The 26,001-nt window shown below is 55.1% G+C and carries 21 protein-coding genes and 1 pseudogene; 15 read left to right on the plus strand and 7 right to left on the minus strand.

Annotated elements, in window-relative coordinates; translation table 11 throughout:
• Positions 1–251: 251 nt before the first annotated feature.
• The 3 genes and pseudogenes from CV102_RS17945 to CV102_RS17955 all read right to left on the minus strand — a co-directional run.
• Positions 252–572 (minus strand): annotated as a pseudogene (locus tag CV102_RS17945) (UDP-glucose 4-epimerase); the annotation flags it as partial.
• Positions 573–783: 211 nt separating this feature from the next.
• The gene (locus CV102_RS17950; RefSeq protein WP_148859366.1) at positions 784–1,311 is read right to left on the minus strand and encodes a hypothetical protein; all 528 of its coding nucleotides are present in this window, start codon (positions 1,309–1,311) and stop codon (positions 784–786) included.
• Entirely contained in the window at positions 1,312–1,902 is a 591-nt protein-coding gene (locus CV102_RS17955) for a DUF7437 domain-containing protein (protein ID WP_148859367.1), read from the minus strand. It abuts the gene before it with no gap.
• A 526-nt stretch (positions 1,903–2,428) separates the two neighbouring features.
• Here CV102_RS17955 and CV102_RS17960 point away from each other — a divergent pair.
• Positions 2,429–2,899: a hypothetical protein gene (locus CV102_RS17960; RefSeq protein ID WP_148859368.1), complete on the plus strand. Its 471-nt coding sequence runs from the start codon at positions 2,429–2,431 to the stop codon at positions 2,897–2,899.
• A 671-nt stretch (positions 2,900–3,570) separates the two neighbouring features.
• On the opposite strand, the gene CV102_RS17965 is transcribed toward CV102_RS17960, so the two are convergent.
• Positions 3,571–3,831, minus strand: coding sequence for an NAD-dependent dehydratase (locus tag CV102_RS17965; protein WP_148859369.1), 261 nt, complete (start codon positions 3,829–3,831; stop codon positions 3,571–3,573).
• A 121-nt stretch (positions 3,832–3,952) separates the two neighbouring features.
• Between CV102_RS17965 and CV102_RS17970 the strand changes: the two genes are divergently transcribed.
• A complete protein-coding gene (locus tag CV102_RS17970) occupies positions 3,953–5,980 on the plus strand; it encodes an outer membrane protein assembly factor BamB family protein (protein ID WP_187433031.1) in 2,028 nt (675 codons plus the stop codon).
• Positions 5,981–6,275: 295 nt separating this feature from the next.
• On the opposite strand, the gene CV102_RS17975 is transcribed toward CV102_RS17970, so the two are convergent.
• A complete protein-coding gene (locus CV102_RS17975) occupies positions 6,276–7,262 on the minus strand; it encodes a GDP-mannose 4,6-dehydratase (RefSeq protein ID WP_148859371.1) in 987 nt (328 codons plus the stop codon).
• An 867-nt stretch (positions 7,263–8,129) separates the two neighbouring features.
• Between CV102_RS17975 and CV102_RS17980 the strand changes: the two genes are divergently transcribed.
• The 10 genes from CV102_RS17980 (at position 8,130) to CV102_RS18025 (ending at position 19,222) form a co-directional block, all read left to right on the plus strand.
• Complete coding sequence (locus CV102_RS17980; RefSeq protein WP_148859372.1) at positions 8,130–8,717, plus strand: acyltransferase; 588 nt, start codon at positions 8,130–8,132, stop codon at positions 8,715–8,717.
• Positions 8,714–9,787, plus strand: coding sequence for a DegT/DnrJ/EryC1/StrS family aminotransferase (locus tag CV102_RS17985; protein WP_148859373.1), 1,074 nt, complete (start codon positions 8,714–8,716; stop codon positions 9,785–9,787). Before CV102_RS17980 ends, CV102_RS17985 begins: the two co-directional genes overlap by 4 nt.
• Positions 9,777–10,763 (plus strand): Gfo/Idh/MocA family protein, encoded by a 987-nt coding sequence (locus tag CV102_RS17990; protein ID WP_148859374.1) that lies wholly within the window; start codon positions 9,777–9,779, stop codon positions 10,761–10,763. The genes CV102_RS17985 and CV102_RS17990 overlap by 11 nt, the downstream gene beginning before the upstream one ends.
• The gene (locus CV102_RS17995) at positions 10,756–12,141 is read left to right on the plus strand and encodes a nucleotide sugar dehydrogenase (protein WP_148859375.1); all 1,386 of its coding nucleotides are present in this window, start codon (positions 10,756–10,758) and stop codon (positions 12,139–12,141) included. The genes CV102_RS17990 and CV102_RS17995 overlap by 8 nt, the downstream gene beginning before the upstream one ends.
• Positions 12,142–12,162: 21 nt before the next feature.
• The gene (locus tag CV102_RS18000; protein WP_148859376.1) at positions 12,163–13,224 is read left to right on the plus strand and encodes a glycosyltransferase family 2 protein; all 1,062 of its coding nucleotides are present in this window, start codon (positions 12,163–12,165) and stop codon (positions 13,222–13,224) included.
• A complete protein-coding gene (locus CV102_RS18005) occupies positions 13,217–13,990 on the plus strand; it encodes a hypothetical protein (RefSeq protein WP_148859377.1) in 774 nt (257 codons plus the stop codon). Before CV102_RS18000 ends, CV102_RS18005 begins: the two co-directional genes overlap by 8 nt.
• Positions 13,987–15,030, plus strand: coding sequence for a DUF354 domain-containing protein (locus tag CV102_RS18010; protein WP_148859378.1), 1,044 nt, complete (start codon positions 13,987–13,989; stop codon positions 15,028–15,030). Before CV102_RS18005 ends, CV102_RS18010 begins: the two co-directional genes overlap by 4 nt.
• Positions 15,027–16,316 (plus strand): carboxylate--amine ligase, encoded by a 1,290-nt coding sequence (locus tag CV102_RS18015; RefSeq protein WP_148859379.1) that lies wholly within the window; start codon positions 15,027–15,029, stop codon positions 16,314–16,316. Before CV102_RS18010 ends, CV102_RS18015 begins: the two co-directional genes overlap by 4 nt.
• A 670-nt stretch (positions 16,317–16,986) precedes the next feature.
• Positions 16,987–18,075 carry a non-hydrolyzing UDP-N-acetylglucosamine 2-epimerase gene (gene wecB, locus CV102_RS18020; RefSeq protein ID WP_148859440.1) on the plus strand — a complete coding sequence of 363 codons (1,089 nt, stop codon included), beginning with the start codon at positions 16,987–16,989 and terminating at the stop codon, positions 18,073–18,075.
• Positions 18,065–19,222, plus strand: coding sequence for an antibiotic ABC transporter permease (locus CV102_RS18025; RefSeq protein WP_148859380.1), 1,158 nt, complete (start codon positions 18,065–18,067; stop codon positions 19,220–19,222). The genes wecB and CV102_RS18025 overlap by 11 nt, the downstream gene beginning before the upstream one ends.
• Here the strand turns inward: CV102_RS18025 and CV102_RS18030 are convergent.
• Positions 19,208–19,927, minus strand: a complete 720-nt coding sequence (locus CV102_RS18030; protein ID WP_187433033.1) for an AAC(3) family N-acetyltransferase — start codon at positions 19,925–19,927, stop codon at positions 19,208–19,210. The two genes, CV102_RS18025 and CV102_RS18030, sit on opposite strands and share 15 nt — an antisense overlap.
• Positions 19,928–20,046: 119 nt before the next feature.
• Entirely contained in the window at positions 20,047–21,138 is a 1,092-nt protein-coding gene (locus tag CV102_RS18035; protein WP_148859382.1) for a hypothetical protein, read from the minus strand.
• 114 nt (positions 21,139–21,252) lie between these two features.
• Between CV102_RS18035 and CV102_RS18040 the strand changes: the two genes are divergently transcribed.
• The 3 genes from CV102_RS18040 (at position 21,253) to glmS (ending at position 25,563) form a co-directional block, all read left to right on the plus strand.
• Positions 21,253–22,344 (plus strand): glycosyltransferase family 4 protein, encoded by a 1,092-nt coding sequence (locus CV102_RS18040; RefSeq protein ID WP_148859383.1) that lies wholly within the window; start codon positions 21,253–21,255, stop codon positions 22,342–22,344.
• 743 nt (positions 22,345–23,087) lie between these two features.
• The gene (locus CV102_RS18045; RefSeq protein ID WP_449289634.1) at positions 23,088–23,510 is read left to right on the plus strand and encodes a DUF7342 family protein; all 423 of its coding nucleotides are present in this window, start codon (positions 23,088–23,090) and stop codon (positions 23,508–23,510) included.
• Between the two features lie 262 nt (positions 23,511–23,772).
• Positions 23,773–25,563 (plus strand): glutamine--fructose-6-phosphate transaminase (isomerizing), encoded by a 1,791-nt coding sequence (gene glmS, locus CV102_RS18050; protein WP_148859385.1) that lies wholly within the window; start codon positions 23,773–23,775, stop codon positions 25,561–25,563.
• Positions 25,564–26,001: the final 438 nt, after the last annotated feature.

A 26,001-nucleotide genomic window follows, 5' to 3' on the forward strand; every position in this document is an offset into this window, starting at 1 on the left:
GAAAGGACTGTGATTCGCTGCTGTTCGCGATACTGTTCGATATGTGGGTCAGCGAGGGGCAGGAAGTCCAGATTCGCGAGTGAGAGGACGGGCGAGGCTGTCCAACAATTGGCAGCCGCCCACGCTCGAGACGGGTATCAGCACCACCTCTCACAGTTGACTGACCTAATCACCAGTCTTCTCTGGTAGATGGGTCGTCGACTTTGATCTACCGACCGGATACTTAGTCCAGCCGGCCTCTCACACAACGATGAATTTCGAACGAGCGGGTCGTCCCACGCCTGGGTGGCACGGTACCAGTCGATGAACTGCGCGACGCCCTCGCGAATATCAGTCGTCGGCTCGTAACCCAACGGTTCGTTAGCCGTCGAGTTGTCGGCATGGGTGTGCTCGGCGTCGCCTTCGCGGGGCTCGCCGAACTCGAGTTCAAGGGAAGGATCGATCTCGTCGCGGCCGACCTCGGCGAGCGTCTTGATGTCGATGGTGTCGGTCGACCCCACATTGAGGATCTCGCCGTCGGCGCTGTCGTCGGTCAATAACTGCTGGTTCACACGAACGACATCGTTGACGTAGCAGTTGGTAGTTCGATCGCTTTAGTCAGTCTGGAACGCGCGGCGAGAGCGTCCGAGCGTAATTACGGGATCAATCTGAAAGAAATCCCTGCCGGTAGATGAAGTCCCGGATCTGGGTGGCGTCACCGTCAATGGGGGCTCGCCGTGGCGACACCGAGGACTGCCCAGGCTGGAGCGACGAGTGGCTCGGGAGCGTTCGTGAGACGGGTGCTCAGGTGATCTCCTCGATCAGTTCGAACCCGTTTTTGAAATGGACTCGGTCCTCGAATCCGTGGGCCTCGAGCGCTGAGACGACCCCGTCACCAGCGTCGAGATCCGTCGTCACGACACACACGACCGTTGCATCGTTGCCGAGGAGCTGCGCAGCAACGCCGGCAAGCGCCGTATCCGCTTTTTCGATCTGATCCTCGTTCCGGTTCGATTGCGTGGCGATGAACGTCCGAACTGCATCCATCGTGGCAGCGACAACCCGGTTCGTGTAGTCGAGTTCGTCGGCAACCGCCACCCAGCCCGCATCGATCGCACTCTCGACCGGGGTTTGGCCGGGCGTACTCCGATCCGGCGCGCCACCGAGTTCGTCGTAGACACGCTGGGGGATCACGAACGTGATCTCGTTTTGCCGTGCGAATCGTTCGAGAGCAGTGTACTTGTTGTTCTGTTGTCGGCCGCAGGCAACGAACAGCCCTGTATCTGCGACCCACGCGTCCGCATCCCGAACGGGGTCAAACGACTCACTCATTCAACTCTCAGAATTTGCCGCGGGTGAACGCTCGCGAGCGTTGCGGATCTCGTCGAAGTACGGATCGACCGGTTCCATCTCGAGGACGACATCCCGAAGCGCGTGCAGCACGGCGACCGCAAACGCGTGCTGGAGGTCGAGTTCGCGGGCGGCAACCCGTTCGGACATCTGCCCCTCGGCGTACGGTATTGCGTACGTGAGCGCCGCGGCCAGCTTCCCGAGGCCGTCTCTCTCGATCAGTAAATCCAGGTCCTGGTCCTGGGGTGACCGACCAAACGCGTCGATGAGTGTCGGCGTGATCGTGTATGCGTTCCCGTCAAGATCAGCAGTGAGCGTGATCGGGGCTGCCGAATACGTGTGCGTCTTCTGATCCTCGTCTCGGGCTAGCACACCCAGTTCCACAAGGGTGCCCGCGTCCGAGTACGCCGTCGTTCGCGGTGTCTCGAGTTCGTCGACGATCTCGTCGATGGTGACCTCCCCTTCTCGAAGAACGAACGTATACAGGCGCGCCAGCCGCGGCTCTTCGAGGAGCTGTGCGACCGACAGGAGCCCATTGATGGCCCGCTCGGGTTCGCCGGCGGCTTTCGACATACAATTCATAATTCGTGTACTGTGTGATAACGGTTGGGGTCCCGAAGGGAGCATTGTGGGTGTGAGACGTCGGCGAATCGCGTCGAACAGGGATTTACGTCTGCGACGTCTGCGGGTTGGTGGCGAATGCCGATCTGAATGCGACGGAGAGTATGCGAGCGACGGTAACTCCGAACTCCTCCAGGGATAAGACCAACGGTGGTCTGGCACAGCCTTCGGTACACCCGTTCGACAAATCCATGGATCGAGTGACCTGCCGAGAACGGGTCGTATCGTAGACCGATAAATTGTCGATCGCGTGCTCGGTAGTGACCGTCTTGTCGGCTGCAGCGTGATCGATCGAGAGCGGCACATCAGTGACGGCAAGAAAAAGAACCGAATCTATTGATGTGACGCTCAGCACGCACATCACACGCAGATTCTGGCTGAGGGATTCAACTTCCGTAATACCGTCTAGGAAACAGGGTACTAGTTCGATACTTCGCTGAATAAGATATTTTAGCTGCCCAACACCAACAGTAGTTCAATGGCCACCGTGAATAGGGGAGATTCGGTTAAGATACCTGGCTACAGACTGAAGTGGATCGTTTCCTTCAGCGCTATATGGGTCTCGCTGTACATTGGAGCGGAATTGGCAATCTTCTTTGGAAAGTACTCGTCTGAACTGTCTAACTCCACTATTCAGGTGCTCGAAGCCGTCGAGGTCCTACCGCTTCTATTAGCGTGGGGGTTCATGATTCGTTACTCTGCTCAGTGGCTCATGCATATTCCACGGCTGTCCAGCGACACGATCATTCAATACGAGAAGAGTACCGTTCGGGGCACGTTCAGTCTCTTTATCTCAGCCTTGGGTCTCATATGGTGGGCTGAACGCCTGGTGACGGGAGAGTTGCTAACACACGCAATATTCACGTGGCCGTTCCTCATCACCGCACGTGGCCGTTCCTCATCACCGTGCTCGGACTCTCTTACAGCAGCTGGTACTACTCCAAAATGAACGCGTATCGAAGGGCCGTGTCCGAGGGTCAACCAACCCCTGGTCGGGCGGAAAGTCAACTGCCTACGCCCATCGAGTTTCTTACTGGTATTAAAGAGGGGGAGGTAACCATTGAGAAGGTCGGTCTCGACCGAGGACTTCCCACGCTCCTGTTCAAAATTGAATCCGACGATGGTGATGAGACGGTCCTAAACTTCGGCGTAGAGCGGCTTCTCCCGACTGCCCTGTTCAAGCAGGCCGATGGGAGCTGAACACTGAGGACGGGCCGTGTTTAGACGCGGTGACAATCGTCTCTCACGCGTTGATCGCTCCATACAAAACTGGACCGTGAGGCGGTCACTACCGTATTCTGGGTCGTCGAAGGGACGCCTGACTCGTCCAATCAGAGGCGTCTAAACGAGGCCCTGAGGACGTATTCAGCACGCGAGTCGGAGCAGAAATGGGGTCCATCACGTTCTCCAGCGGTACCTCGGCCACCTGCACGGGGAGCGAGTATCAACTATGACTCACCACCAGCGCCGGTTTTGGGCGGCCGTCACGTGGGTCGTTCACCAGTACTGTTGAGTCCTTCAGACGTACCGATTGCTGGCGCAACTGCATTGGCTATCTTTCGTAGGCGAGAAAATCCTGCCATGTGACCAGCACGCCAGCACGAAAACAGTCACGCGAAACTATGATTTCCGGACGAGCGGGTCGTACCACGCCTGGGTGGCGCGATACCAGTCGATGCACGTGGCGGCACCCTCGCGGCTGTTGGTCGTCGGCTCGTCGCCCAGCAAGGCGTTCGGCTTCGAGCTGTCGGCGTGGGTGTGTTCGGCGTCGCCCTCGCGGGGGTCGTCGAAGGTGGGCTCGAGCGCGGGATTGTGCGAACGCGACGGTGTGGGAGTGCCTTTACGGGCGAGCAGGCAATCAACGCCACCTGGTACGTTCAATTCCTAACCCTTAGTTCATCAAAGGAACCCGTCATCGTATCATGACAATGGCTTAATGCTATCGCCAACGGCGGGTTCCAACATGCGGCGACGGCAGCTCATGGGAGTAGGGGCAGGCGTATTGAGTACAGCGTTTCTCTCGTCAGTGCGGGAGGAAGGGCTCGACTTCGGATCCGGGGTAGGGCAGGCCCAGGAGGTAGAGCAAATCATCGCGGAGTCGTACAGCGAACCGGGGCTCGCGACGGGGATCTCCGACTCGGGGGAGACGATTCTCTTCGGCTTCGACGACGGCAACGTGATGGTTTTCGACGAGGCCCGCGACGGCGCCATCCTCCCGCTCGCGATCGACGCTCCCGTCTCACACATCGAGGTTCGCGAAGAGACGGCAGCAGCCGCGCTCGGCTGGATGGATGGTGACGCATTCGGCGTGTTGGATCTCCTCGACGGCGATGGGACCCCCATCGAACACCCCGGAATGTGGGATCTCAGCGCCACCGCGGATGCCGAGGTCGCCTCGGTGTCGGCGCCGTTCGGGGCACCCGGGAGCGTCGTCCTGGCTGACCGGGACGGAACGATCCACTGGGAAACACCGCTCGGCGATGCCGGTGGCCGCAGCGTAGCCATCACCGACAATGGCAGCTACGTCGCGGTTGGGGCCGCGCAGTATGACGAGGGCACCGACCTCGTCGGTAACCCCGGGATTCGGCTCTACGATAGCGACGGGAGCGAGATCTGGCGCCACGAGCACGACGAAGACGTGCTGGCCGTGGGGATCGACGCCGAGCGCGAACTCGTGATCGGTGGGGCCGACGACTGGCGTACGATTGCTCTGGACTTCGACGGCGAAGTCGTCTGGGAGTCCGACGAGTTCGGCGGCTGGATCGTTCTCTCGGCCGACGGCGGGACGGTGATCGGTACCGAGCCGGGGCGGACCGTCGCCGCCGACGCAACGACCGGCGACCAGTGGTGGGCGGCTGACCTCGACCTTGGGCAGTGGGCGACCGGCGATGTCAGTCTCTCCGCCGATGGCTCGCGCGTCTTCGCCGCGGATCGCGGGGACGCCGCGTTCACCGTCCTCGACGACGGGGAGCCACTCTGGACCGAGTCACACGACGTCGGTCCCGGCCGGGGCGCGCTCTCCGGCGACGGGGAGACCTGGAGCACCATCGTCACCGATCTCGATGAGGACGCCGCCACCGTGGCTGGCTATCAGATCCCCGAGCCGGAGCCCGCGATCAGCGTCGTGGACACCGACCTGAGTGCGACCGATGTGGAGATCGACGACACGCTCGAGCTCGAAGCCACCGTCGAAAACACTGGGGAGGCCGACGGGACGCAGACCGTCGAGTTGCGGGTCAACGACGAAGTGGTCGACGAGGTCGAGATCGAGGTCGCCGCGGGCACGACGGAAACCGTCACCTTTAGCCAGACGTTCGACGAGCGCGGTGAGTTCGAAGTCGCGATCGGCGACGTCGTAGCTGGAACCGTCACCGTCACCGATCCGGCGATCCAACGCGTCGTCGACTTCGACTGGGCAGCCCCGGACTGCCCGGACGAAGACGTCGGGGAACTGGACCAGTATTTCGTCGGCGATCTCGGCGAGGACGGCTTCCATCTCGACGACGGGGGCGGCGCCGAGGAGGAACCCGACGGCTGCGTCCTGCGGACCGATGCTGAGGAAGCCGCCATTTTCTCGCTCTCTGACGGGCACGTGGAGCAGTCCGACACGCTCGAGCACTATCCCGAACGCGGGGAGACAATCCGTTTCGACCACTACGTCCACCGCCCGGGCGCGAACATGGAGTTTCGCTTCGGCGTCCAGGCAGATCTCGAGAGTTACTATGCCGTCCGGCTCGACACAGAGGAGGAGCCCGCGGCCCTGACGTTGCGCCGGCTCGATGAGGGGGAGGCGACGGACCTCGAGCAGGAGGCGGAGCTAGCGTATACGGCCGGGGAGTTCCACACGTTCGAGATCGACTGGCGCGCTGCGGAGATCACTGTCACCCTTGTACAAGATACTGATGAGTCAACGACCCTCTCCGCATCAGACGATCAGTACGACGACGGTGGCATCGGATTCTATAAAAAGAACGCCGGGATCGCGCTCAGTTACACCCATCTCTGGGAAGTTGTCGAAGTGCGGCAGTAACGGCCGCCTGTGCGAGAGGAGTCGTTCTCCCGTCTTTTATTCGTGTGGACAGCCCGGGGAACGCGGCTTGTATTCAGATCGCCTTCCCGGCGGACTGCCCGCCGGCGTCATTGGGACCTACTGGTGGTCGTGAAGCAAGCCCTGTGACAGACCGACCGGGACGCGTATCGGGTGGTGAAAGGGAGTGTTTCGAGTGTGGCCGTCTCGACTCTGATAGGTGCTCGTGGCACCTCGATTACTGCCTATGAGGCTCGTCGGGATTCACACTCCACTTCGTTCTGGTGAGCTGCTATGGCTACGAATTTCGGACGAGCGGGTCGTACCACTCCTGGTTGGCGCGGTACCAGTCGATGAACTTGGCAACACCCTCCCGGATGTCGGTCGTTGGCTCGTAGCCGAGCAACTCGTTGGCTTTCGAGATGTCGGCGTGGGTGTGTTCGGCGTCGCCCTCGCGGGGGTCGCCGTACTCGAGTTCGAGGGAGGGATCAATCTCGTCACGAACCACTTCCGCGAGCGTCTTGATGTCGATATTGTCGGTGGAGCCGACGTTCATGATCTCGCCGTCGGCGCTGTCGTCGGTGAGCAGCTGGGCGTTGACCCGCTTGATATCGTCGATATAGGTGAAATCGCGGGTCTGGGCGCCGTCGCCGTAAATCACGGGTGGTTCGCCGTGGAGACACCGGGAGACGAAGTTCGTCATCGCCATATTCGGGCGCATTCTGGGGCCGTACACGGTGAAGTAGCGGAGTGCGACCGTCGGGAGATCGTAGATCTCGTTGTACACACGGGTGTACTGCTCGGTCGCGAGCTTGGAGACGCCATAGGGAGAGACTGGCGTCGTCGGGTGGTCTTCGTCGTAGGGAAGAGACTCGGGTTTGCCGTACACCGACGAGGAGGAGGCGACGACCACACGATCGGGGTCGTGGCGGCGGGCGGCCTCAAGGAGATTGATGGTGCCGTTGACGTTGTACTCGTTGACCTTCGCCGGCTCCTCGACGCTCGTGCGCACCCCGGCCTGGGCGGCCTGGTGGTAGACGGCATCCGCCTGGGCGACGAGCTCGTCGACCAGGTCGGCGTCGGTGATCGAGCCCTCGGCGAGTTCGTATGTGCCCCCAGCGTCGGCCGCTGCGCTCTGTGCGGCGTCGACGTTCCGGTCTTTGATCCCCAAGTTATAGTAGGGCTCGAAGTTGTCCAGGACGGTGACGTCGTGACCGTGACCGGCGAAGTGTTCCGCGAGATGGCCGCCGATGAAGCCGGCGCCGCCAGTGATAGCGATGTTCATCAGTTACTTCTGGTGAGGCTATCTACAAAAAGAATATGATCCCTGAGAATCCGGCTAAACCATGGCGGCCGATGGCAGGATAGCCGCTCACCCGGATACTCCATGCGTAATGATATCCCGGTAAAACTCAATATCCGCGATATCGTGTGACTACCGTCGTGATGCCGGTAGTCTACGGCGACGAGGTATCCTGCATCACGCATACGTCCGACATAAAAAGTGTCTGATATGCTTGCGTGGAACTGCTACTGATCGCTGAGTATCTAGTGTTGTTTTCCATCCACTGCCGCTGTTTTACCTCTTGGGAAGGGTGTGCTGTCGGACTCGGTGCCGGGGGCTGAATGCTCGAGGCCACTCACGGTGGGTGAATCGCTATTCTTGCCGGCAACGGTAGCGCCGGGACCGTTTTGTTCGGGGTTCTTGCTGTTCGCGATAGGCTCCGCAATGCACGACAGCGCAGACCGGAAACTGGAAATCCATGAGTAAACGGTTCTACGTATCACTGACGGACCATACCCAGACTGGAGATCCCGTTCATCGCTATTAATACCAGATATGATAGGAATAATAGCCTACAACTATCTCGTTAGAATATTCGTGATGTAAGAAAGCCAATATACTTGCAGATAGAAACTCTGGTCCGATTCGAGCAGTGGGTACGGCAACAAAACTTCGAACTAGAATTTATTTCTACTATTCTACCATAAAACCATTATCCCACAAATATAGCATAGTTTGATAAAAAGTTCCAGCTATGATATCCACGAAATGTTACTGTTATTTCTTCCGACAAGTATTTAGTACACTTGACGAAATATCTTGTTAACCCGATAATCGCGTAGCTGCGATAACCAGTACAAACAGATAATGGAAACAGAATCAACCTTCGGAGACGGATGCGAGATTGCGGAGAACGCGACGGTGGGGACCGCCTACGCCGACGACACGACGCCGCCGGTACTCGGCGCCGATGCGACGATCCGTGCAGGAACCATTATTTACGACGATGTCGCCATCGGTGAGGGCTTTTCGACAGGGCATCACGCCGTGGTGCGGGAACTGACCGAAATCGGCGACGACGTCCTCGTCGGCACCCAAACCGTGATCGACGGTCGCACGACGATTGGCTCGCACGTGAGTCTGCAGACCGGGGTCTACGTACCGTCACACACCGAGATCGGCGACAACGTCTTTTGTGGCCCGAATGCGGTGCTGACGAACGATCCGTACCCGGTCCGACAGGACGAGGACCTCGAGGGGCCGACGCTCGAGGATCACGTCTCGGTCGGGGCGAACGCGACGATATTGCCGGGTGTTACGGTGGGAGAAGGGTCATTTATTGCAGCCGGTGCGATTGTAACTAAAGATGTTCCCGAGGAAACATTAGCAGTCGGAGCACCAGCAAAATATATGAGTCTCCCTGAAAACCTTCAGGGAAGGAATACCCTCGAATGATACCAATAGCAGATCCGGAACTCGGTGCAGATGCCAAAGCCCGCGTCGAGGAGGTCCTCGACAGTGGGATGCTCGCGGACGGGCCAGAAGTCCGCGCGTTCGAAGAGTCGTTCGCTGATTATTGTAGTGCTGACCACGGCGTCGCCACCTCGAACGGCACCACGGCCCTGCACGCGACCTTCGAGGCCCTCGATATTGGGGCCGGGGACCGCGTCCTGACGACGCCGTTTTCGTTTATCGCGACGGCAAACGCGATCCGACTCGCCGGTGCCGAGCCGGTCTTCGCCGATATCGATCCCGCGACGTACAATCTGGATCCCGACGCCGCACGCGAGGTCACCCAAGAGGAGGATATCGACGCGATCGTCGCCGTCCATCTGTACGGGCTCCCCGCGGAGTTGGATGCCCTCGGTGATCTCGCGGACGACCTCGACATTCCGCTGATCGAGGATGCCGCTCAGGCCCACGGCGCGACGTACAACGGCGAGCGCGTGGGAGCGATCGGTGACGTCGGCTGTTTCTCGTTCTATCCGACGAAGAACATGACCACTGGTGAAGGCGGGATGGTCGTTACCGACGACGCCGACCTTGCCGATGACGTCGCCCAGTTCATCAATCACGGCCGATCCGACACGTACGATCACGCGACAGTCGGCCACAACTTCCGGCTGACATCGATGGCGGCGGCGATCGGCCAGGCCCAACTCGAGCGCCTCCCGGACTTTATCGAGGCGCGACGCGCCAACGCCGCGCGGCTTACGGAGGGACTGGCGGAGGCGCCAGTGACGGTGCCGACCGAACCGGACCACACGGAGCACGTCTACCACCAGTACACCATCCGTACGGCAGACCGGGACGAGCTGGCAGACGTCCTGTCGGACCACGACATCGGCGCGGGCGTCTACTACCCGACGTGTATCCACAACCAGCCAGCGTACGATGATGTCGAGGCGACCGCACCAACTGCGGAAACCACTGCAGACGAGGTTCTCTCGCTGCCCGTGCATCCGAACGTCACGGCAGACGAAATCGACCGGATTATCGAGGTAATCACTGACTATGCCACGTAAGACCACACAGATCGACGTCGGCGTCATCGGCGTCGGCTCGATGGGACAGCACCACGCACGCGTCTACGACGACCTGCCGACAGCGAATCTTGTCGGCGTCTTCGACGTCGACGATGAACAGGCCGAGAACGTTGCAGCCGAACACGGCGTGCCAGCGCTGGCGCTCGACAACCTTCTCGCACAGGTCGATGCCGTTTCGGTCGTCGTCCCGACGGAATACCACTACGAGATGGCGATGCAATGTCTCGATGCGAACGTCGGGATGTTGATCGAAAAGCCCGTGCTCGACGATCTTGATCAAGCGGCGGAACTCCGATCGCGCGTCGAACGGGCCGACGTCCCCGTCCAGATAGGCCACATCGAGCGGTTCAACCCTGCAGTTTCTCAACTCGAGGAAATCATCGACGATCTTTCGATCGTGAGTCTGCGTTCCCAGCGACTCGGACCTGCACCGGACCGAACCATCGAGGACAGTGCCGTCCTCGATCTGATGATCCACGATATCGACATCGTCCTCTCGCTGCTTGACGCAACTCCGGCACGAGTACAAAGCGCCGGCGTCGACGCAAACCGCCACGCCTCGGCGCTACTCGAGTTCGAGGGGGGTGCCATGGCGTCGTTGACGGCGAGCCGGAAGACCCAGCGGAAGGTCCGCACGCTCGAGATCACTGCCGAGGAGTGTTTCATCGAACTCGACTACATCGATCAGTCGCTCGAGATCCACCGCAACTCGGTCCCCGAGTATATTCAGGAGAACGGCGACGTCCGCTTCAAACACGAGAGCATCGTCGAGCGACCGACGGTGCGCAACGCCGAACCCCTTCAGCGGGAACTCGAGGCGTTCCTCGAGACGGTCGACGCCAATGCCGTCCCCGAGGTCACGGTCCAAGACGGAATCAACGCCCTCGAGGTCGCACAGGCGATCGAGACGACGGCACTGGACCAGCGGAAACGGCTGGTGAGTGCGGATGACTGACGCCGATGTCGCAGTCGTTGACGGGCTATACGGCTCGGGAGCCAATACCGAGACCCAGCGCCGTGCGTTCCGCAATGGGGACGTTCCGGTTGCTGTCTACGGTCTTGGTAAAATGGGCCTGCCGCTAGCGTCGGTGTTCGCCGAGACGAGCGGTAACGTGACCGGGGCCGACATCGATCCCGACGTCGTCGCCACGGTCAACGACGGCGGTTGTCACGTCAAGCGCGAACCCGGCCTTCCCGAGCTTGTCGACGAGCTGGTGGCCGACGACGCGCTCCGGGCGACGACGGAACCACGCGAGGCCGCGAGTGAAGCATCGGTCCACGTCATTATCGTACCGACGCCGATTACCGAACAGAAAGAGCCGGATCTCGCTATCCTGGACGCGGTCGTCGAGGATATCGGGGCCGGGCTCGATCCCGGCGACCTGGTTCTCGTCGAGTGTACGGTACCACCCCAGACGACCGAGACCCGCGTGTTGCCGGCGCTCGAGGAAGCCTCTGGCCTCTCGCTCGGCGAGTTCGGGCTGGCGTTCTGTCCCGAACGCACGCTGAGCGGCCGCGCGCTCGAGGACATTCGCGGTGCGTACCCGAAGGTCGTCGGCGGCGTCGATACTGAAAGTACGCGGGCCGCGTCACTGCTCTACGAACAACTCAACGAGAAGGGTGTTCTGCCCGTCTCGGACGCGACGACCGCGGAGGCAATCAAGGTCTTTGAGGGGCTCTACCGCGACGTCAACATCGCACTGGCCAACGAACTCGCGACGTTCACCGACGAGCTAGAGATCGACGTCAACGAGGCGATCGAAGTCGCGAACACTCAACCCTACTGTGACATCCACGAACCCGGCCCCGGCGTCGGCGGTCACTGTATTCCGTACTACCCGTACTTCCTGATCGAGCCCTTCGAGACCGACTCGCCGCTGCTCGAGACGGCACGCGCGGTCAACGATTCGATGCCCGAGTTTACGGTCACAAAGATCCGCGAAGAACTGCAGGCTGACGGGAAGTCGCTCGACGAGGCGACGATCGGGATTCTCGGCCTCACCTATCGGCCCGGCGTCGAAGAGACTCGTGCATCGCCGTCGATCGCGATCTCGGAGCAACTCGACGAGGCCGGGGCCGAGGTCTACGGCGTCGATCCGATGCTCGACTCGACCGACGAGTTCGCGCTCAAGCAGGTATCGCTCGAGGCCCTCGACGAACTCTCGCTCGATGTGATCGTGATGGTGACCCCCCACGACGAGTTCGAGGGCATCAACTGGAACGAGATTCATCGTAACCATAATAGTCTCTCAATGGTGATTGACGGTCGGCAGACACTCGAGGGCGACCTCGAGCCGCAGTGCTACACGATTGGTGGCGGATACAATGAGTAATCAACGGACGGAGGTGCAGTGATGTATCGGGAACACACGATCGGGGTCGTCGTCCCGGCGTACAACGAGGAAGGGTTCATCGGCGAGGTGATCGAGACGATGCCCGAGTACGTCGATCGGATGTATATTATCGACGACCGGTCGACGGATGGGACCTGGGCAGAGATCAATCAGCACGCCGAGAAAATAAACGCGGAGTCGAGGACGGTTCATTACGACGAGGAAGAAGCCGAAGCTGCGGCCCCCGAGATTGCGACAGACGGTGGGGCAATGGCAGCGTCAGGCTTCGGCCGTCGGGTCGTCCCGATCCAACACGAACAGAACCGTGGAGTCGGCGGGGCGATCAAGACCGGCTACAAGCGGGCCCTGGCAGACGAACTCGACATCACGGCCGTCATGGGCGGCGACGGCCAGATGGATCCCGACATCCTCTACAAGTTCCTGGATCCAATCGTCGAGGATAAAGCCGACTACACGAAGGGCAACCGACTGCTCTACAAGGATTACCGCGAGGGGATGTCGAAGTGGCGGTTCTTCGGCAACTCGATCCTGACGTTCCTGACAAAGATCTCCAGCGGGTACTGGAAAACGATGGACCCGCAGAACGGCTACGCAGCGATCTCGTACTACGCGCTGGATAATGTCGGCATCGACAACATGTACGAGTATTACGGCTACTGTAACGACCTCCTCGTCAAACTCAATGCGAAGGGAATGCGCGTCGCCGACGTCGCGATGCCCGCCATCTATGGCGACGAGGAGTCGAGCATCAAGTACTCGACGTACATCCGGAAGGTCTCGGGGATGTTGCTGCGGAACTTCCTCTGGCGGCTGAAGACGAAGTATCTCGTGCTCGATTTCCACCCGCTGGCGCTATTTTACCTCTTCGGAGTTGGAACGGCTTCGGTCGGGATTCTCGCTGGGCTGTGGGCGATCTACACGGGTATTGTGTTCGATGAATCGTTGTTCATGCGCGGATCGGCAAGTCTAATGCTGTTCACGATGGGCAGCATGTTCATTATGTTCGCAATGTTATTCGATATGCAAGTTAACGAAAAACAGGAGGTTCAGATCCGTGACTAGAGACTTTACGTACGAGATTTACGAGGAATTGTTGCAGGCTGGCATGGATGCTGGCTACGAACACATTCCGGTTCGTGAGTATTTGGATCGGAAAGAGTTACCAAACCAGTTCATCATCCACCGACACGATGTCGACCGGAAGCCTGAGAACGCACTCGAGATGGCGCGACTCGAGGCCAAATACGATATCTCGACGACATACTACTTCCGGACGATTGATAAAACGTACAAACCCGATTTGATTCGGGAGATTGAGGAACTCGGTCACGAGATCGGCTACCACTATGAGGATATGGACCGGGCTGACGGCAATCTCGAGCAGGCCCACGAGTCGTTTGCAGACGAACTTGAGCGAGTACGGCAGCTCGCAAGGGTCGAAACGGTCTGTATGCACGGAAATCCGTTGACAAGTCATGACAACCGTGATATGTGGGACTATTCGCAAGGGTTTGACGACTATGATCTACGCGGAGAAGCGTATCTCTCGATGGATTTCGTCGATGTAACGTATTTTTCCGATACTGGACGAACCTGGGAAGACGGCGATCTAAAAATAAAGGATCACCCAGTAGGGGAGAGCCAGAAACAGGTGCAGGTTGGTGGAACGAGCGAACTAATAGAACTTGTTTCCAAAGGAGAGGTTCCGAGACTCTGCTTGCTTTCCCATCCGAATCGATGGGCAGCAACGAACGTCGAATACGTTGCTGAACTCGCAAAGGATACGACGACAAACATCGGGAAAATAGCTCTCACACTGATAAGATGAAGGCGCTCTTTGATTTGTATCACCCCTCCCATGTTCATCTCTTCAAAAACGTAATCTGGGAACTGAAAGAGGGAGGACACGACGTGTTGATTACGTCACGCGACAAAGAAGTTACAGTCGATCTCCTTGAGGCATACGGACTCGATCACGTTACCCTTAGCGGGAAGCAATCGGGCAGGCTTGGTCTGCTAACAGAAACCGGAAGCCGGTTCGTGAAGCTAGTCAACATTGCCCGTAAGTTCAATCCAGATATCGTTGCTGGACGGATCAATCCCGTGTCCGTCTACGCTGCTAAACTCTCCGGGGCGGCGGCGATTATGTTCAAGGACAGTGATTACCTTACACCGCTGTCCAAGATTACTAACCCCTTTGTTGATGTAATGTATATTCCTGAAAATTTTGACATTGACTTAGGTGGTTCCGAATATCGCGTTGACGCCTTTCAGGAACTGGCGTATCTTCATCCAGACTGGTTTCAACCAGACCCACAGTTGCTCGAGGAGTACGGAATTGATTACAACGAACGGTACTTTGTTCTGCGGTTTGTCTCAATGGATGCCCACCATGATGGAGGTCACCACGGATTTTCTCCGGAAATGAAGCGCAAAATCGTCTCAGAATTGGACCAGGAGGGAACTGTGTTTATCACCAGTGAACAGGAGCTAGACACAGAGTTCGAACAGTACCGCCTTCCGGTTCCTGCACACCTCATCCATCATCTGCTCGCGTTTGCGAGCCTCTATGTGGGCGATTCACAAACCATGGCGACTGAAGCAGCCTTGCTCGGGACTCCTGCCATCCGTTCGAATTCGTTTGCCGACGGCGATGACTTGAGCAATTTCATCGAACTTGAAGATGAGTACGATCTCCTGTACTCGTTCGGAGACGAGACGGCCGCATTCGAGAAAATAACCAGCTTAGTAGCCCGGGAAGACCTACAGGAAGAATGGGATCAACGGAGACAGCGAGTCATCAACGAGAAAGTAGATGTAACAAGCAACATGATGGATCTCTTTCTCCAGAAGGGAGGAGTAACATGACTGCTATTGTATTCAATTGTGCATATAACGGACTCAGCATTATCCAGGAGCTGGGACGACGAGGGGTAGATGTCCATGCATTAGATAGTTTTCGAAACATTGGGACGACGAGTAAATACGCGACGTACCACTCTTGTCCGAATCCGACGACCGACGAGGAGGGATTCATCGAGTTCCTTCTCGAGATTGCCCCGGAGTTCGACGATACACCGGTATTGATTCCGACGAACGACCACTGGGCAGCAGCAGTTGCACGCCACCGTGATCGGTTGGCCAAGCACTATCACCCGTGTGTCGCAGACGCCCAGACGGTTGATTTGCTGTTGAATAAGGACGCATTCGGCGAGTGGGCACTCGAGCAAGGGCATCCAGTACCAAGGAGTTGGGCCGGCAGTGAGGTTGGTGAGATCCCGGATGACGCGTTCCCGGTTGCAGCGAAACCGAGCGATGCAACCGGCGTTCCCGACATGATGTTCGATTCGAAAATCGCACTACTCTACAACAAACTGTTCGGTAGCGAAAGCGAGGAAGAGCTGACTGAAACAGAACGTGACGTAGTCGAGGCTCTCTCCGAAATTCGTCTCGAAGTGCTTGAGTCCAGAGCAGAGTTAGACCGGTTCGTCACCGAATACGACGACGTACTCGAACATTTCGTTATTCAGGAGTACGTTCGGGGAATGTCCGATCAAATGTACACTGTCGGTGTGTACGCGAACGAGGGAACGATCAAGGGACTATTTACGGGGCGGAAAGTCCGTGGCTATCCGCCTGACGTCGGGGATTGCAAAGTCGGGCAGGCACAATCGGTACCCGATCATCTCATCAACAGCGTCGAATCGATGTGTGACGAGTTAGGCTATCATGGTATTGCAGAGTTCGAGTTCAAGCGGGATGCGGAGACAGGGGAATACTACCTCATCGAAATCAATCCTCGAAGCTGGTCATGGATCGGAATCACCCCCGCATGCGGGGTGAGTCTTCCGTGGATGTCATATGCGGACTTAGCCGGGGTTGAACAGATCGAGTTCGCCAAGAGTTCGGTAGCGGATGGCTCCGTTACCTGGGCGAAGGTGTTTGAGGATGCGCTCAACTGTCTGTATTTCTATCATCAATCACACAAGGAGTGGGCGATGGATCCGAAGTCGTGGTGGAACTCGGTCAACACCGACAAGCTTGTGATCTCCGAACTCTCCCGTGATGATCCGTTCCCAGCGTGTTATGCGCTTCTGTTAGTCGTTCGACGATTGCTCATTGCCATGAAACAAGGTGTTGGAAGTCGACTATGACAGCCAGTACGTCACGTCTTCACCGGTTACGGTCGGTCGACCCGATCCAGGATCTGTGGTTCAAACCACGGACCGTATTTAGCATCGATCGAGACGCGTATGAACACCGAGAAATCGATCACGACAAGTACGATATTGAGCAATACGCTGATCGGTGTTCGCTAAAGGAATTCGATTCCGAGACACGCTCCTTTCTAAAAACGCACATTGGAGAGGAAACGGTTTCTGATCGGCTCAAAAATGCCAACTGCACGCTATTTTTAGCCCGCCATAGGGACAGTGGACATTCCGCTGGATTCTATTGGAGTGTCGTTGCCTGCTCCGATCCAGTTTGGCACGACAGTTATAAAATTTCGGTCAGCAACGCGCTCGTGTTTAATGCATATGTGGCCGAAGACCACCGTCGCCAAGGGGTCTATCGACTTCTTCAGAGCGCTGTTCACAACTATCTCTTTTCGACAACTGAGTGTGAATCAGTTATTACGATTGTGGAGGATCGGAATACAGCATCACTTCGCGCGAACAGACGATTCGGACTGCAGACAAAGGCAGATAACTATCTTATCAAAATCCTCTCCGTGAATGTGTTATCAATCGTCAAAAGCGATATGATAACAGTTTTGTACGTATTACAGAAAGGAGGAGTATAATGAGTGGAAGAGGGTCTGGAATCTCAGTAGTTTCTGTTGTCGGTGCGAGGCCACAGTTTATCAAAGCGTTCGCCGTCTCGCGGGTACTACGGACGGATCACGAAGAAGTCCTCGTTCACACTGGCCAACACTACGATGAGGAGCTTTCGGATGTTTTCTTCAATGAACTCGGTATCCCAGAGCCTGATTACAACTTAGGTGTTGGATCGGACACACACGGCCAGCAGACCGCCACAATGCTTGAGGGGATTGAAGAAATCCTCGAAGCTGAAGAACCGGACGTCGTGTTACTCTACGGCGACACGAACTCAACACTCGCCGGTGCAATAGCGGCGACAAAGATCGACCCGCTCGTCGCACACGTGGAAGCAGGGCTACGGAGCTACAATCGGGAGATGCCCGAAGAGATTAATCGCGTTCTGACCGACCATGCGTCAGATCTTCTATTCCCACCGAGTGAGTCAGCTGCCAATACGCTTGAGCAAGAGGGGATTACAGAGGGTATTCATATCGTCGGTGATGTGATGTACGACACGATCCTTTGGGCTCAAGAAGTCGCTGAAGGTGAATCGAATATGCTCAATCAGGTTGACGTCCAAGAAGAAGAGTTCGTTCTTTCCACCGTCCATCGTGCCGCCAATACTGATGATCCTGAGCGACTTGAGACGATCATTGACGCTCTCTCGAACGCGCCGCTCCCTGTGGTTCTGCCGATCCACCCGCGAACTGAGAACCGACTTCGGGAGTATGGAATGTGGGAAAAGGCAACCGCGGAACTTGAGGTGATCGATCCGGTGGGCTATCTGGATTTCGTCCGATTACTCGACGGATCAGAACGTGTTGCAACGGATTCGGGCGGCGTCCAGAAGGAGGCGTTCTATCTCGATACACCATGTGTGACCATGCGCGACGAGACAGAGTGGATCGAGACGGTCGAAAGCGGCTGGAACGTCCTCGTCGGTGCCGATCAGGACCAAATCGAGAAAGAACTTCGTATGAATCGGTATCTCGAGGAGAAACCAGCACCGTACGGCGACGGAAACGCTGCTTCGGAGATCGTAGATACACTTGCCAAACGGATTGTCGAGAAGCCTATGAGTGAACAATAAAGTGATCGACATTAATACCGTAGAAACAGTCCTTGAGGAAACACTTGAATATTCTCGGAAGCGGAATTACGTAGGGTGGGATAAACACGATGGGATGAGCAGCCAGATTCGGCGTAGACTACCGTTCGAACACAAATGGACGAATCTAGCGTTCCAAGAAACAATCAAACGCGCTCCGATTAATCTCCGACCACTGTTTTTAGTTGAGCAACGGCCGAATCCAAAAGGACTCAGTCTGTTCGCTATAGCAAATTTAAATGCTTATACTTTATTTGGTTGTAATCATTATCTTTCGGAGTCACAGAGGCTTTGTGAACGGATCCTCTCTCATGACCTGAACGGGGTCGATGGATTCTGCCTTTCCCACCACCACGAACTCCAAGGACTATCTGGTAAGAAGCCGACCAGAACGCCGAACATTGTCAGTACATCATTTGGAGTAAAAGCACTGTTACAGTCAGATGGAATTAGCAAAAAGTATCCTGAGAGAGCACACAAGTCAGCTGACTTTATCACTTCAGAATTACTATCAGATGATCAGAAACAGGCCCGAATCAGTTATACACCTGAGAAATCAGATAGCTATACGCTGAACGCAAATGCGCTCGCTGCACGACTGTTTATCGATCTCTATGACTATTTTGATGATGATGAATACCGAGAAATAGCTACGGGAATTCTGACGTACGTCGCGAACTGTCAAGAAGAGATTGGCGGCTGGGAGTACAAGGATCCACCATCAGCATCACACTTGGGAATGGACAACTATCATAACGGCTTCATCCTTGAGTCGTTCCTTCGCTATCAAGAAGTTGTTGACGCGGATGCGTATGCAGAGACGGTTAAGGATGGACTCAACTTTTATCGTTATATACTGTACGATGACGACGGTGCCCCGTGTTGGGATGAAACGTCGGCGTATCCACGAGATATTCATGCGGCTGCACAAGGGATTGTGACGTTCACCCACGCTGGCAATTTCAAGTTCGCACGACGGATTATTGACTGGACAATTGATAATTTGTATGCCAGGAATGGTCAGTTCTATTACCAGAAACAGAAGCACTACACGAAGAGGTTTACACTAATGAGATGGTGTCAAGCGTGGATGGCGTATTCGTTGTCAGAATATTTAAATTTTAACTAGATAATATGGGTCTGACCTAAGTTTTTTTGCAAGTACTTTTTCCATATCCTTTAGTTTAAAGAACCGGAGCTTAAGCCCATTCAGATCATACCGGTCTAATACTCCCTCTTTTACTAATAATTTCTCTATTTTAGGCTTATTCCATGAATAGTATTCTGAAGTATATTCGCCACATTTCTGACTAACTTTTTTATATTCTGTTTCTCCCTTATAAATAATTCCGTCAGATATAGTGTCTTTCATATAGTCAGCGTTATACTTACTTTCGAAATAATGCAAAAGGGAACAAACAATCCATGGGGTCCCTACATTCATGACGAGAATATTATCATTTACCAGTTTCGCAAAGCAACCATTTGGACTATAGCTATCACGATGATCACAGCCCTCAAATCGGTAGGAACCTTTCACAAGAATAGATTTAATAGGGTCTTCAGTACGATAATCTGAATCGTGAAGAAAAAGTTTTCCAAATACTCCATGTTTGGGTCGAGAATACTTCATATGGTATATTCCAGACGTTCTAAAATAATCTGTGAAACCTGGAGCGAGTATGCTCTCAAAATTATCACTAAGATTTTCTATGAGAAATTGATATGGGTTCGTGTCAAAGGCAGCTTGTATGTCGCTCAATCCTGTATGAACGAAAATTTCCTTTTCATTGCAGCCATATTTTTCAAGTATATTGATAAAATCCTGTTCCATACTTGGTGAAACACTTCTCCGCTTATGACTCAACTTATAGAGTTGGTGGAGTGGTAGGTAACTAACACGTCTTACTTCGTTCGATATTTTTTGATTCATTTTATATTCTATTAATTATATTATGAGCTGGTACCAGCCAAGTGGAATTTCATTAATTTATTATTATTATTTTCTGTATTAATAGGATTGTATATTATGGTATCATCATACGAGTCTAAGAATATATATGAATTTGCTGAAAATGATGTGAGATTAAGACGTCTGGAGAGAGTCTGTTTTAAGCCAAAGCGATCGATGACCTGCCAATTTTGATATTCTGAACTTGATGATGCTCCCCAAACAGTTACATAATTGTTTGACTCATGATAAGCTCCGTCGGGTGCTGTGCTGTCCCGATTTGCCGATACACTAGTTGAAAAAAATGCCCAATCATTAATTGATGTCGCATAATAAAATGGGTTAGAAGTAGTGTGTAGTGTTTTAACATTCTTATTGGTCGACTTTATATTCGATCTTTTCATCATACATATGTGATTGTCTTCATATGGAACATCTGTTCCCCATAAGATGGCATCTGGAAGGAATATTGGTTGAACAGCTCTCCATTTTTGGCTACCTGTTCCAATTACCTCTACCTTGTCATCTCGAAGAATGCCGATCACTGATTCATCATTTCGGTCTCCCGTTGTAACCCAGATGTCATTTGAGTAGCAGTCTGTTTGAATTGAATGAATATGCCGAATACCCTCTAGCTCTAAGTAAGTAACCCAGTTGCGTCCGAAGTCGTCAGTTGCTAAAATACGTGGATTGGAATCTTCATCAAAAATATATTCCCCTATATATACGATACCATCCTTATGGCACAACCCACAAGGCATAATTCCACGTAAACCAGAAGATTCAGGAAGTTCAAGAGAATGTTTCCAAGATCTTCCACCATCATGTGAAACAAAAAGTGACCGATAAGCGTTCGCAAAAATAACCTCCTCATTAATAGGCCAAACATTCACACTGTGAACATACCCAGTAAAAGGACGTCGAATTTTAGCCTCAATCCCACCAGTTTTAAGATTATATTTTGCCCGGTTTAGCCTTGACTTTGGATTTGGCAGAGTAGACAGATATTCGACCCCACCACGTTTTTTTGATATGTACAACGTTCTTCCATTAGTCATATATATGTTGTTATTTATTATTCCTTCAAGTTTCATGTGTTCCTGTGTTTTTTGAGTATAGTCTTGATAGTTTCGGTAGGCCACTGTTTTGAACTCACGGTACGACTCAATAGTGAGTTTTAAATGTCCTCTTCCTTATTTCTGAAGTAGATGAATTTAGAAAGCATTAAATTATTAATTGTAGGAGGATCAGGTGGTCGTACAGGAGGGACAGGGATATTTGTCGCAGAACAGAAAAGAAATTTAGAGGATATAATTACTGTAGATGTGTTCCCTGCAGGAATAGGTTATGCTATCGATTCAAAACTAAGCTTTTTAATTGGATTTTTCTTATCAATTATAAGGCTGGCTAAGTTCCCATTCCAAGAAAAACCAGACATAGTTCATATAAATACTTCGTCATCTTGGGGTTTTTATCGTAACTCATTCTATGTTTTATTTTCCTATTATGTTTGGGAATGCCCTGTTGTAATCTATACACGTGGTTCTGGGTTTGATGAGTTTATACGTCCGAACAATCGATTTGATTATTATTTCAAGTATTTGGTACTGAATTCTTCAGATAAAATACTGACACTCACAGACGTTCAAAAGAAAGCAACAGAACAATATGTATCCTGCAAGAAAGCGCAAGTCCACAGGCAATGTACCGAAGTAGAAAAATATTCACCTACATACAACCAGGATCAGGTGCATGTACTTTTCTTGTCAAACTTTCATAAACGAAAAGGGGTTTCGGAAACAGTCGATGCTATAGATAATTTGCTCCAGAGTTCGTCTACTAACTCTGTAAATTTAGAAATTAGTTTTGCTGGTGATGGGAAATATAAATCTGAGATTATTGAATTATCCCAAAGGCACGATTGTGTAGAATACCACGGATTTGTAACTGGCGAAGAGAAAATATCATTAATAAATAATTCTACAATATTTCTGTTGCCTACTTATTCAGAAGGATTTCCCAGTGCTATTATCGAAGCAATGGCAGGTGGAAATGCAATAATAACAACCGATGTTTCTGGCATTCCAGAAGTGATAATTGATGGCAAGAACGGGATGATCATTGAACCAAGAAACTCAGAGGACATATTGGAGGCATTAGAACACCTCATAACCTCCCCAGATAATGTTTTGGAAATGGCAAAAAGGAACCGCAAGGATGCAGTAAGTAATCACGACTGGGAAACTATGACTCAAAGTCTATTAGGCCTTTACATATATCTGTTATCTAATAGAAGTTAAAATAATGTGATATAAACACAAAGTATATTTGTGGGATGGTTACAGCCACCTAACTGGTCACCCAATTAGCTTGAGCGGCCAGCTTGTTTATATTGAGCAATATCTGAGCCAAAGGTATTTTCCAAGATGTACATTACTATCCTCATAATTTATCGGTCGGGTGGTCTACTTAAAAACGCGGCCTGAATGGCTTGTAGACTAAGCCAATGGATGGTGATTGAGTCAATATCCAACAGAAGGACTAATAGAGTTCATAGACTATCCAGTGAGGGGATAGTGCAGAAGTGTTGTCATAGCGTGGTGATAGGGCTAGCGACATCGTTTCCCCGGTGATATTAGCGAGTGCAACGGCCAAGCAGAGGCACAGAGCAAGGGAGACGTGTGCTTTGACTTTCACTTGGCCTCGGATCCGCGGGGTCCCAAGGGCGACATCTTACAGACGCCGATCGCTGTTTCAACCTGTGAGCGGTGTGAGTACGTCTCTTTGACTCGTGTTTGCCAGAGACGAACCGTATTGCTGTGCTCTTTGATCCGTTCCTCGACGCAGTAGTCTATATCGTGCGGATTTCGTAGATTGTACGGAGCAATCGGCACGACCGCCTGCTCCAGCATGTGGAACCCTGAGTCACCGACCATTCAGCGTGGGGTTTCGACGGCGAGCACGTCTCGTGTGACGCGCATCGCCATCTTCTGATCGACCTTTTTCGCGGGTGTGAACACCGCTACGACAGGAAAGTTGTTTTCTGTGGTCACGACACAGCAGCCGTAGCTGTAATAGAAGTTGTCTTAGGAGTGATCGTAGTGAGTGTGAGCCGGCGGCCGCCCGCGAGTACCTGGAGTCGTTCGTGAGCCTCGGTCTAGTACTCGAGCACGCGGGGACGCCGCCGACCTACGAGCGTAACGACGCCTTCCTCGAGTGGGACCACGTCAGGAGGCTCGCTGACGATCACTCGCTCGACGAACTCGAGGCTGAGTTGGAGGAACTGCTCGAGCGGATTCAGATGTACCAGGACCGGTACGGCGTGGACACGCCCGACGAGGTCGACGCCGCGACCGCGGAAACGGCACCTGCGGACTTCGCAGACTGGACCGCAGCGCGGGCAAGGCTCCGACGGTACGAGCGGGCGCGACAGATTCGGCTGAGCGGGTCCGAGCGCTCCCGCTGAAGAGGACGCGATACATCCGCGTTCGACTCGGTAGTGGTCTCTTCCTCCGCTTCGCGGCGCGATCGACTTGCATACTGATCCGATATTTATTCCATCTAACATGAAACTTAGAAAATAATATATAATTATGATTCCAAAACTAATAACCGGAATATCTAAACAGTCTCGTTTCCGCTACTGTTAGTATGTTGACTGTGGAGACTGTCTGTGGAACGAACGTCGCCAGGGGAGCGCAGCCGGGTGTTGCCCGGGTGAGCGCGTAATGTGTGGCATTATCGGCTACACGGGCGACGACGGCTCGACGCTCGACGTCCTTCTCACCGGCCTCCAGGGGCTCGAGTATCGGGGCTACGACTCGGCGGGCGTCGCGCTCGCCGACGGCTCGCTTGCAGTCCACAAACGCGAGGGCGAAGTGGCGGCGCTCGAGGAGGCGCTGCCGTCTGGGAGTGTCGACGGGGCGGCCGGCCTCGGGCATACGCGCTGGAGCACCCACGGCCCGCCGTCGGACGCCAACGCCCATCCTCATACTGACGAGGACGATCAGGTGGCGGTCGTCCACAACGGCATCATCGAGAACTATCAGGCCCTGCGCGACGACCTCGCGGCGCGCGGGCATTCGTTCGAGAGCGACACCGACACCGAAGTGGTGCCACACCTGATCGAGGAGGCGCTCGAGGACGGCGCCGACCGCGAGACCGCGTTCCGAGAGGCGGTGGCCCGGCTGGAAGGGAGCTACGCCGTCGCGGCGGTGTTCCAGGGCAGCGAGACGGTGTACGCGGCCCGCCACGAGTCCCCGCTCGTGCTCGGTGTTGGTGACGACGGCCACTATCTGGCGAGCGACGTGCCTGCGTTCATCGAGTATACGGACCGGGTGATCTACCTCGACGACGGCGAGTTCGCGACGATCGCTCCTGGTGGTGTGACCGTGACCGACGAGACGGGGACCGTGGTGGAGACGTCGGTCCAGACGATCAGCTGGGATCCCGAGGACGCCGCCAAAAGCGGCTACGACCACTACATGAAAAAGGAGATTCACGAACAACCGCGGGCGATCCGCCAGTGTCTGCGCGGCCGCGTCGACGAACTCGAGGGGCACATCGCGCTCGAGGAGGTTGCCGCCCTCGAGCCCGAAGGAACGGTCCAGTTCGTCGCCTGTGGCACCTCGTATCACGCCGCGCGCTACGGCGCTCGCCTGCTGCGCCAGCGCGGGGTGCAAACGCAGTCGTTTCTCGCGAGCGAGTACACCGCCGATGCGGTGCCCGTAAGTGACGAGACGCTCGTCGTCGGCGTCACCCAAAGCGGGGAGACCGCGGACACGATGCGCGCCCTGCGGGAGGCCAACGGTGCTGGGGCGACGACGCTCGCGCTGACCAACACGGTCGGGAGTTCGGCCGCCCGCGAGTGCGACCACGTCTGCTATATCCGGGCGGGCCCCGAGATCGGCGTCGCAGCCACGAAGACGTTCGCGAGCCAGCAGGTCGCCCTGGCGCTGGTCGCAGGCGCGTTGACCGGCGACGCCAGCCCGGCGTTTCTGAAGGCACTGCGCGAGCTGCCGGACCAGGTCCAGACGATCCTTGATTCTTCGCGCGCACGCGAGATCGCCGACGCCTACGTCGACGCCGACGCCTACTTCTTCATCGGCCGGGGGGACGCCGCCCCGGTCGCCCTCGAGGGCGCGCTCAAGATGAAGGAGATCACCTACAAGCACGCCGAAGGATTTGCGGCCGGCGAGTTGAAACACGGCCCGCTGGCACTGGTGAGCGGGGAGACGCCGGTGTTCGCGATACTGACCGAGGGATCGAAGCTGGAGAAGACGCTGGGCAACGTCAAAGAAGTGGAAGCCCGCGAGGCACCGGTCGTCGCGGTGACCGACGCACCTGAGAAGGTCGGACGGTACGCCGATCATGTGTTGGAGGTGCCCTCGAGCCACCCGCAGCTGACGCCGGTGCTGGCGAACGTGCAGTTGCAGTTGGTTTCCTACTGGGTCGCCAATCGGCTGGGGCGGTCGATCGACAAGCCGCGCAACCTGGCGAAGAGTGTGACCGTCGAGTAAGACGTGGCGAGCGGGAGCCGAAGAACTGGCGCGAGCCGAGTGCGCTGTCCGGCTGGTTGCGAATCAGCTCGGTTGTGGCAACCCGCGAAGAGCACACGGTTCGTCTGCGCTGGAATTTCCTGTTGGTAGAACGTGAGTCGGATTGGGTGAGTAGATTTCGTGTGCTTGCTCCGATACCGAGACCCGGTCGCTCTTCGGAGGGCCGTCCCAGACTGGGTCGATGATGACCGCGACTGCGAGGTCGTCTCGGTGGGTCCGAGTCGATTCCGGACGAGCTGTGGCCGTGTGAAACGGATCTCCGCGCGGTTCCGACCAGCGCGCTCCGTTGTTTGCCTGGGACACAACACGGTTCTCGAGCGGCTGTTCTATCGGTGCAACAGCGCCTCGAGAACACCGTTCACTCATAGACGCACCGTGCATTCCGAGACAACCCGGTTT

Source organism: Natronococcus pandeyae (assembly GCF_008122205.1).
Lineage (GTDB): Archaea > Halobacteriota > Halobacteria > Halobacteriales > Natrialbaceae > Natronococcus > Natronococcus pandeyae.

Excerpts from the sequence above, each read along its gene's own strand:
- CV102_RS17960 (WP_148859368.1), top strand. The coding sequence starts at position 2,429 with ATGGCCACCGTGAATAGGGGAGATTCGGTTAAGATACCTGGCTACAGA.
- CV102_RS17950 (WP_148859366.1), bottom strand. The coding sequence starts at position 1,311 with ATGAGTGAGTCGTTTGACCCCGTTCGGGATGCGGACGCGTGGGTCGCA.
- CV102_RS17985 (WP_148859373.1), top strand. The coding sequence starts at position 8,714 with ATGATACCAATAGCAGATCCGGAACTCGGTGCAGATGCCAAAGCCCGC.
- CV102_RS17975 (WP_148859371.1), bottom strand. The coding sequence starts at position 7,262 with ATGAACATCGCTATCACTGGCGGCGCCGGCTTCATCGGCGGCCATCTC.
- CV102_RS18040 (WP_148859383.1), top strand. The coding sequence starts at position 21,253 with ATGAATTTAGAAAGCATTAAATTATTAATTGTAGGAGGATCAGGTGGT.
- CV102_RS18010 (WP_148859378.1), top strand. The coding sequence starts at position 13,987 with ATGAAGGCGCTCTTTGATTTGTATCACCCCTCCCATGTTCATCTCTTC.
- CV102_RS17990 (WP_148859374.1), top strand. The coding sequence starts at position 9,777 with ATGCCACGTAAGACCACACAGATCGACGTCGGCGTCATCGGCGTCGGC.
- CV102_RS17955 (WP_148859367.1), bottom strand. The coding sequence starts at position 1,902 with ATGTCGAAAGCCGCCGGCGAACCCGAGCGGGCCATCAATGGGCTCCTG.
- CV102_RS18000 (WP_148859376.1), top strand. The coding sequence starts at position 12,163 with ATGTATCGGGAACACACGATCGGGGTCGTCGTCCCGGCGTACAACGAG.
- glmS (WP_148859385.1), top strand. The coding sequence starts at position 23,773 with ATGTGTGGCATTATCGGCTACACGGGCGACGACGGCTCGACGCTCGAC.
- CV102_RS18035 (WP_148859382.1), bottom strand. The coding sequence starts at position 21,138 with ATGAAACTTGAAGGAATAATAAATAACAACATATATATGACTAATGGA.
- CV102_RS17995 (WP_148859375.1), top strand. The coding sequence starts at position 10,756 with ATGACTGACGCCGATGTCGCAGTCGTTGACGGGCTATACGGCTCGGGA.
- CV102_RS18030 (WP_187433033.1), bottom strand. The coding sequence starts at position 19,927 with ATGGAACAGGATTTTATCAATATACTTGAAAAATATGGCTGCAATGAA.
- CV102_RS18015 (WP_148859379.1), top strand. The coding sequence starts at position 15,027 with ATGACTGCTATTGTATTCAATTGTGCATATAACGGACTCAGCATTATC.
- CV102_RS17980 (WP_148859372.1), top strand. The coding sequence starts at position 8,130 with ATGGAAACAGAATCAACCTTCGGAGACGGATGCGAGATTGCGGAGAAC.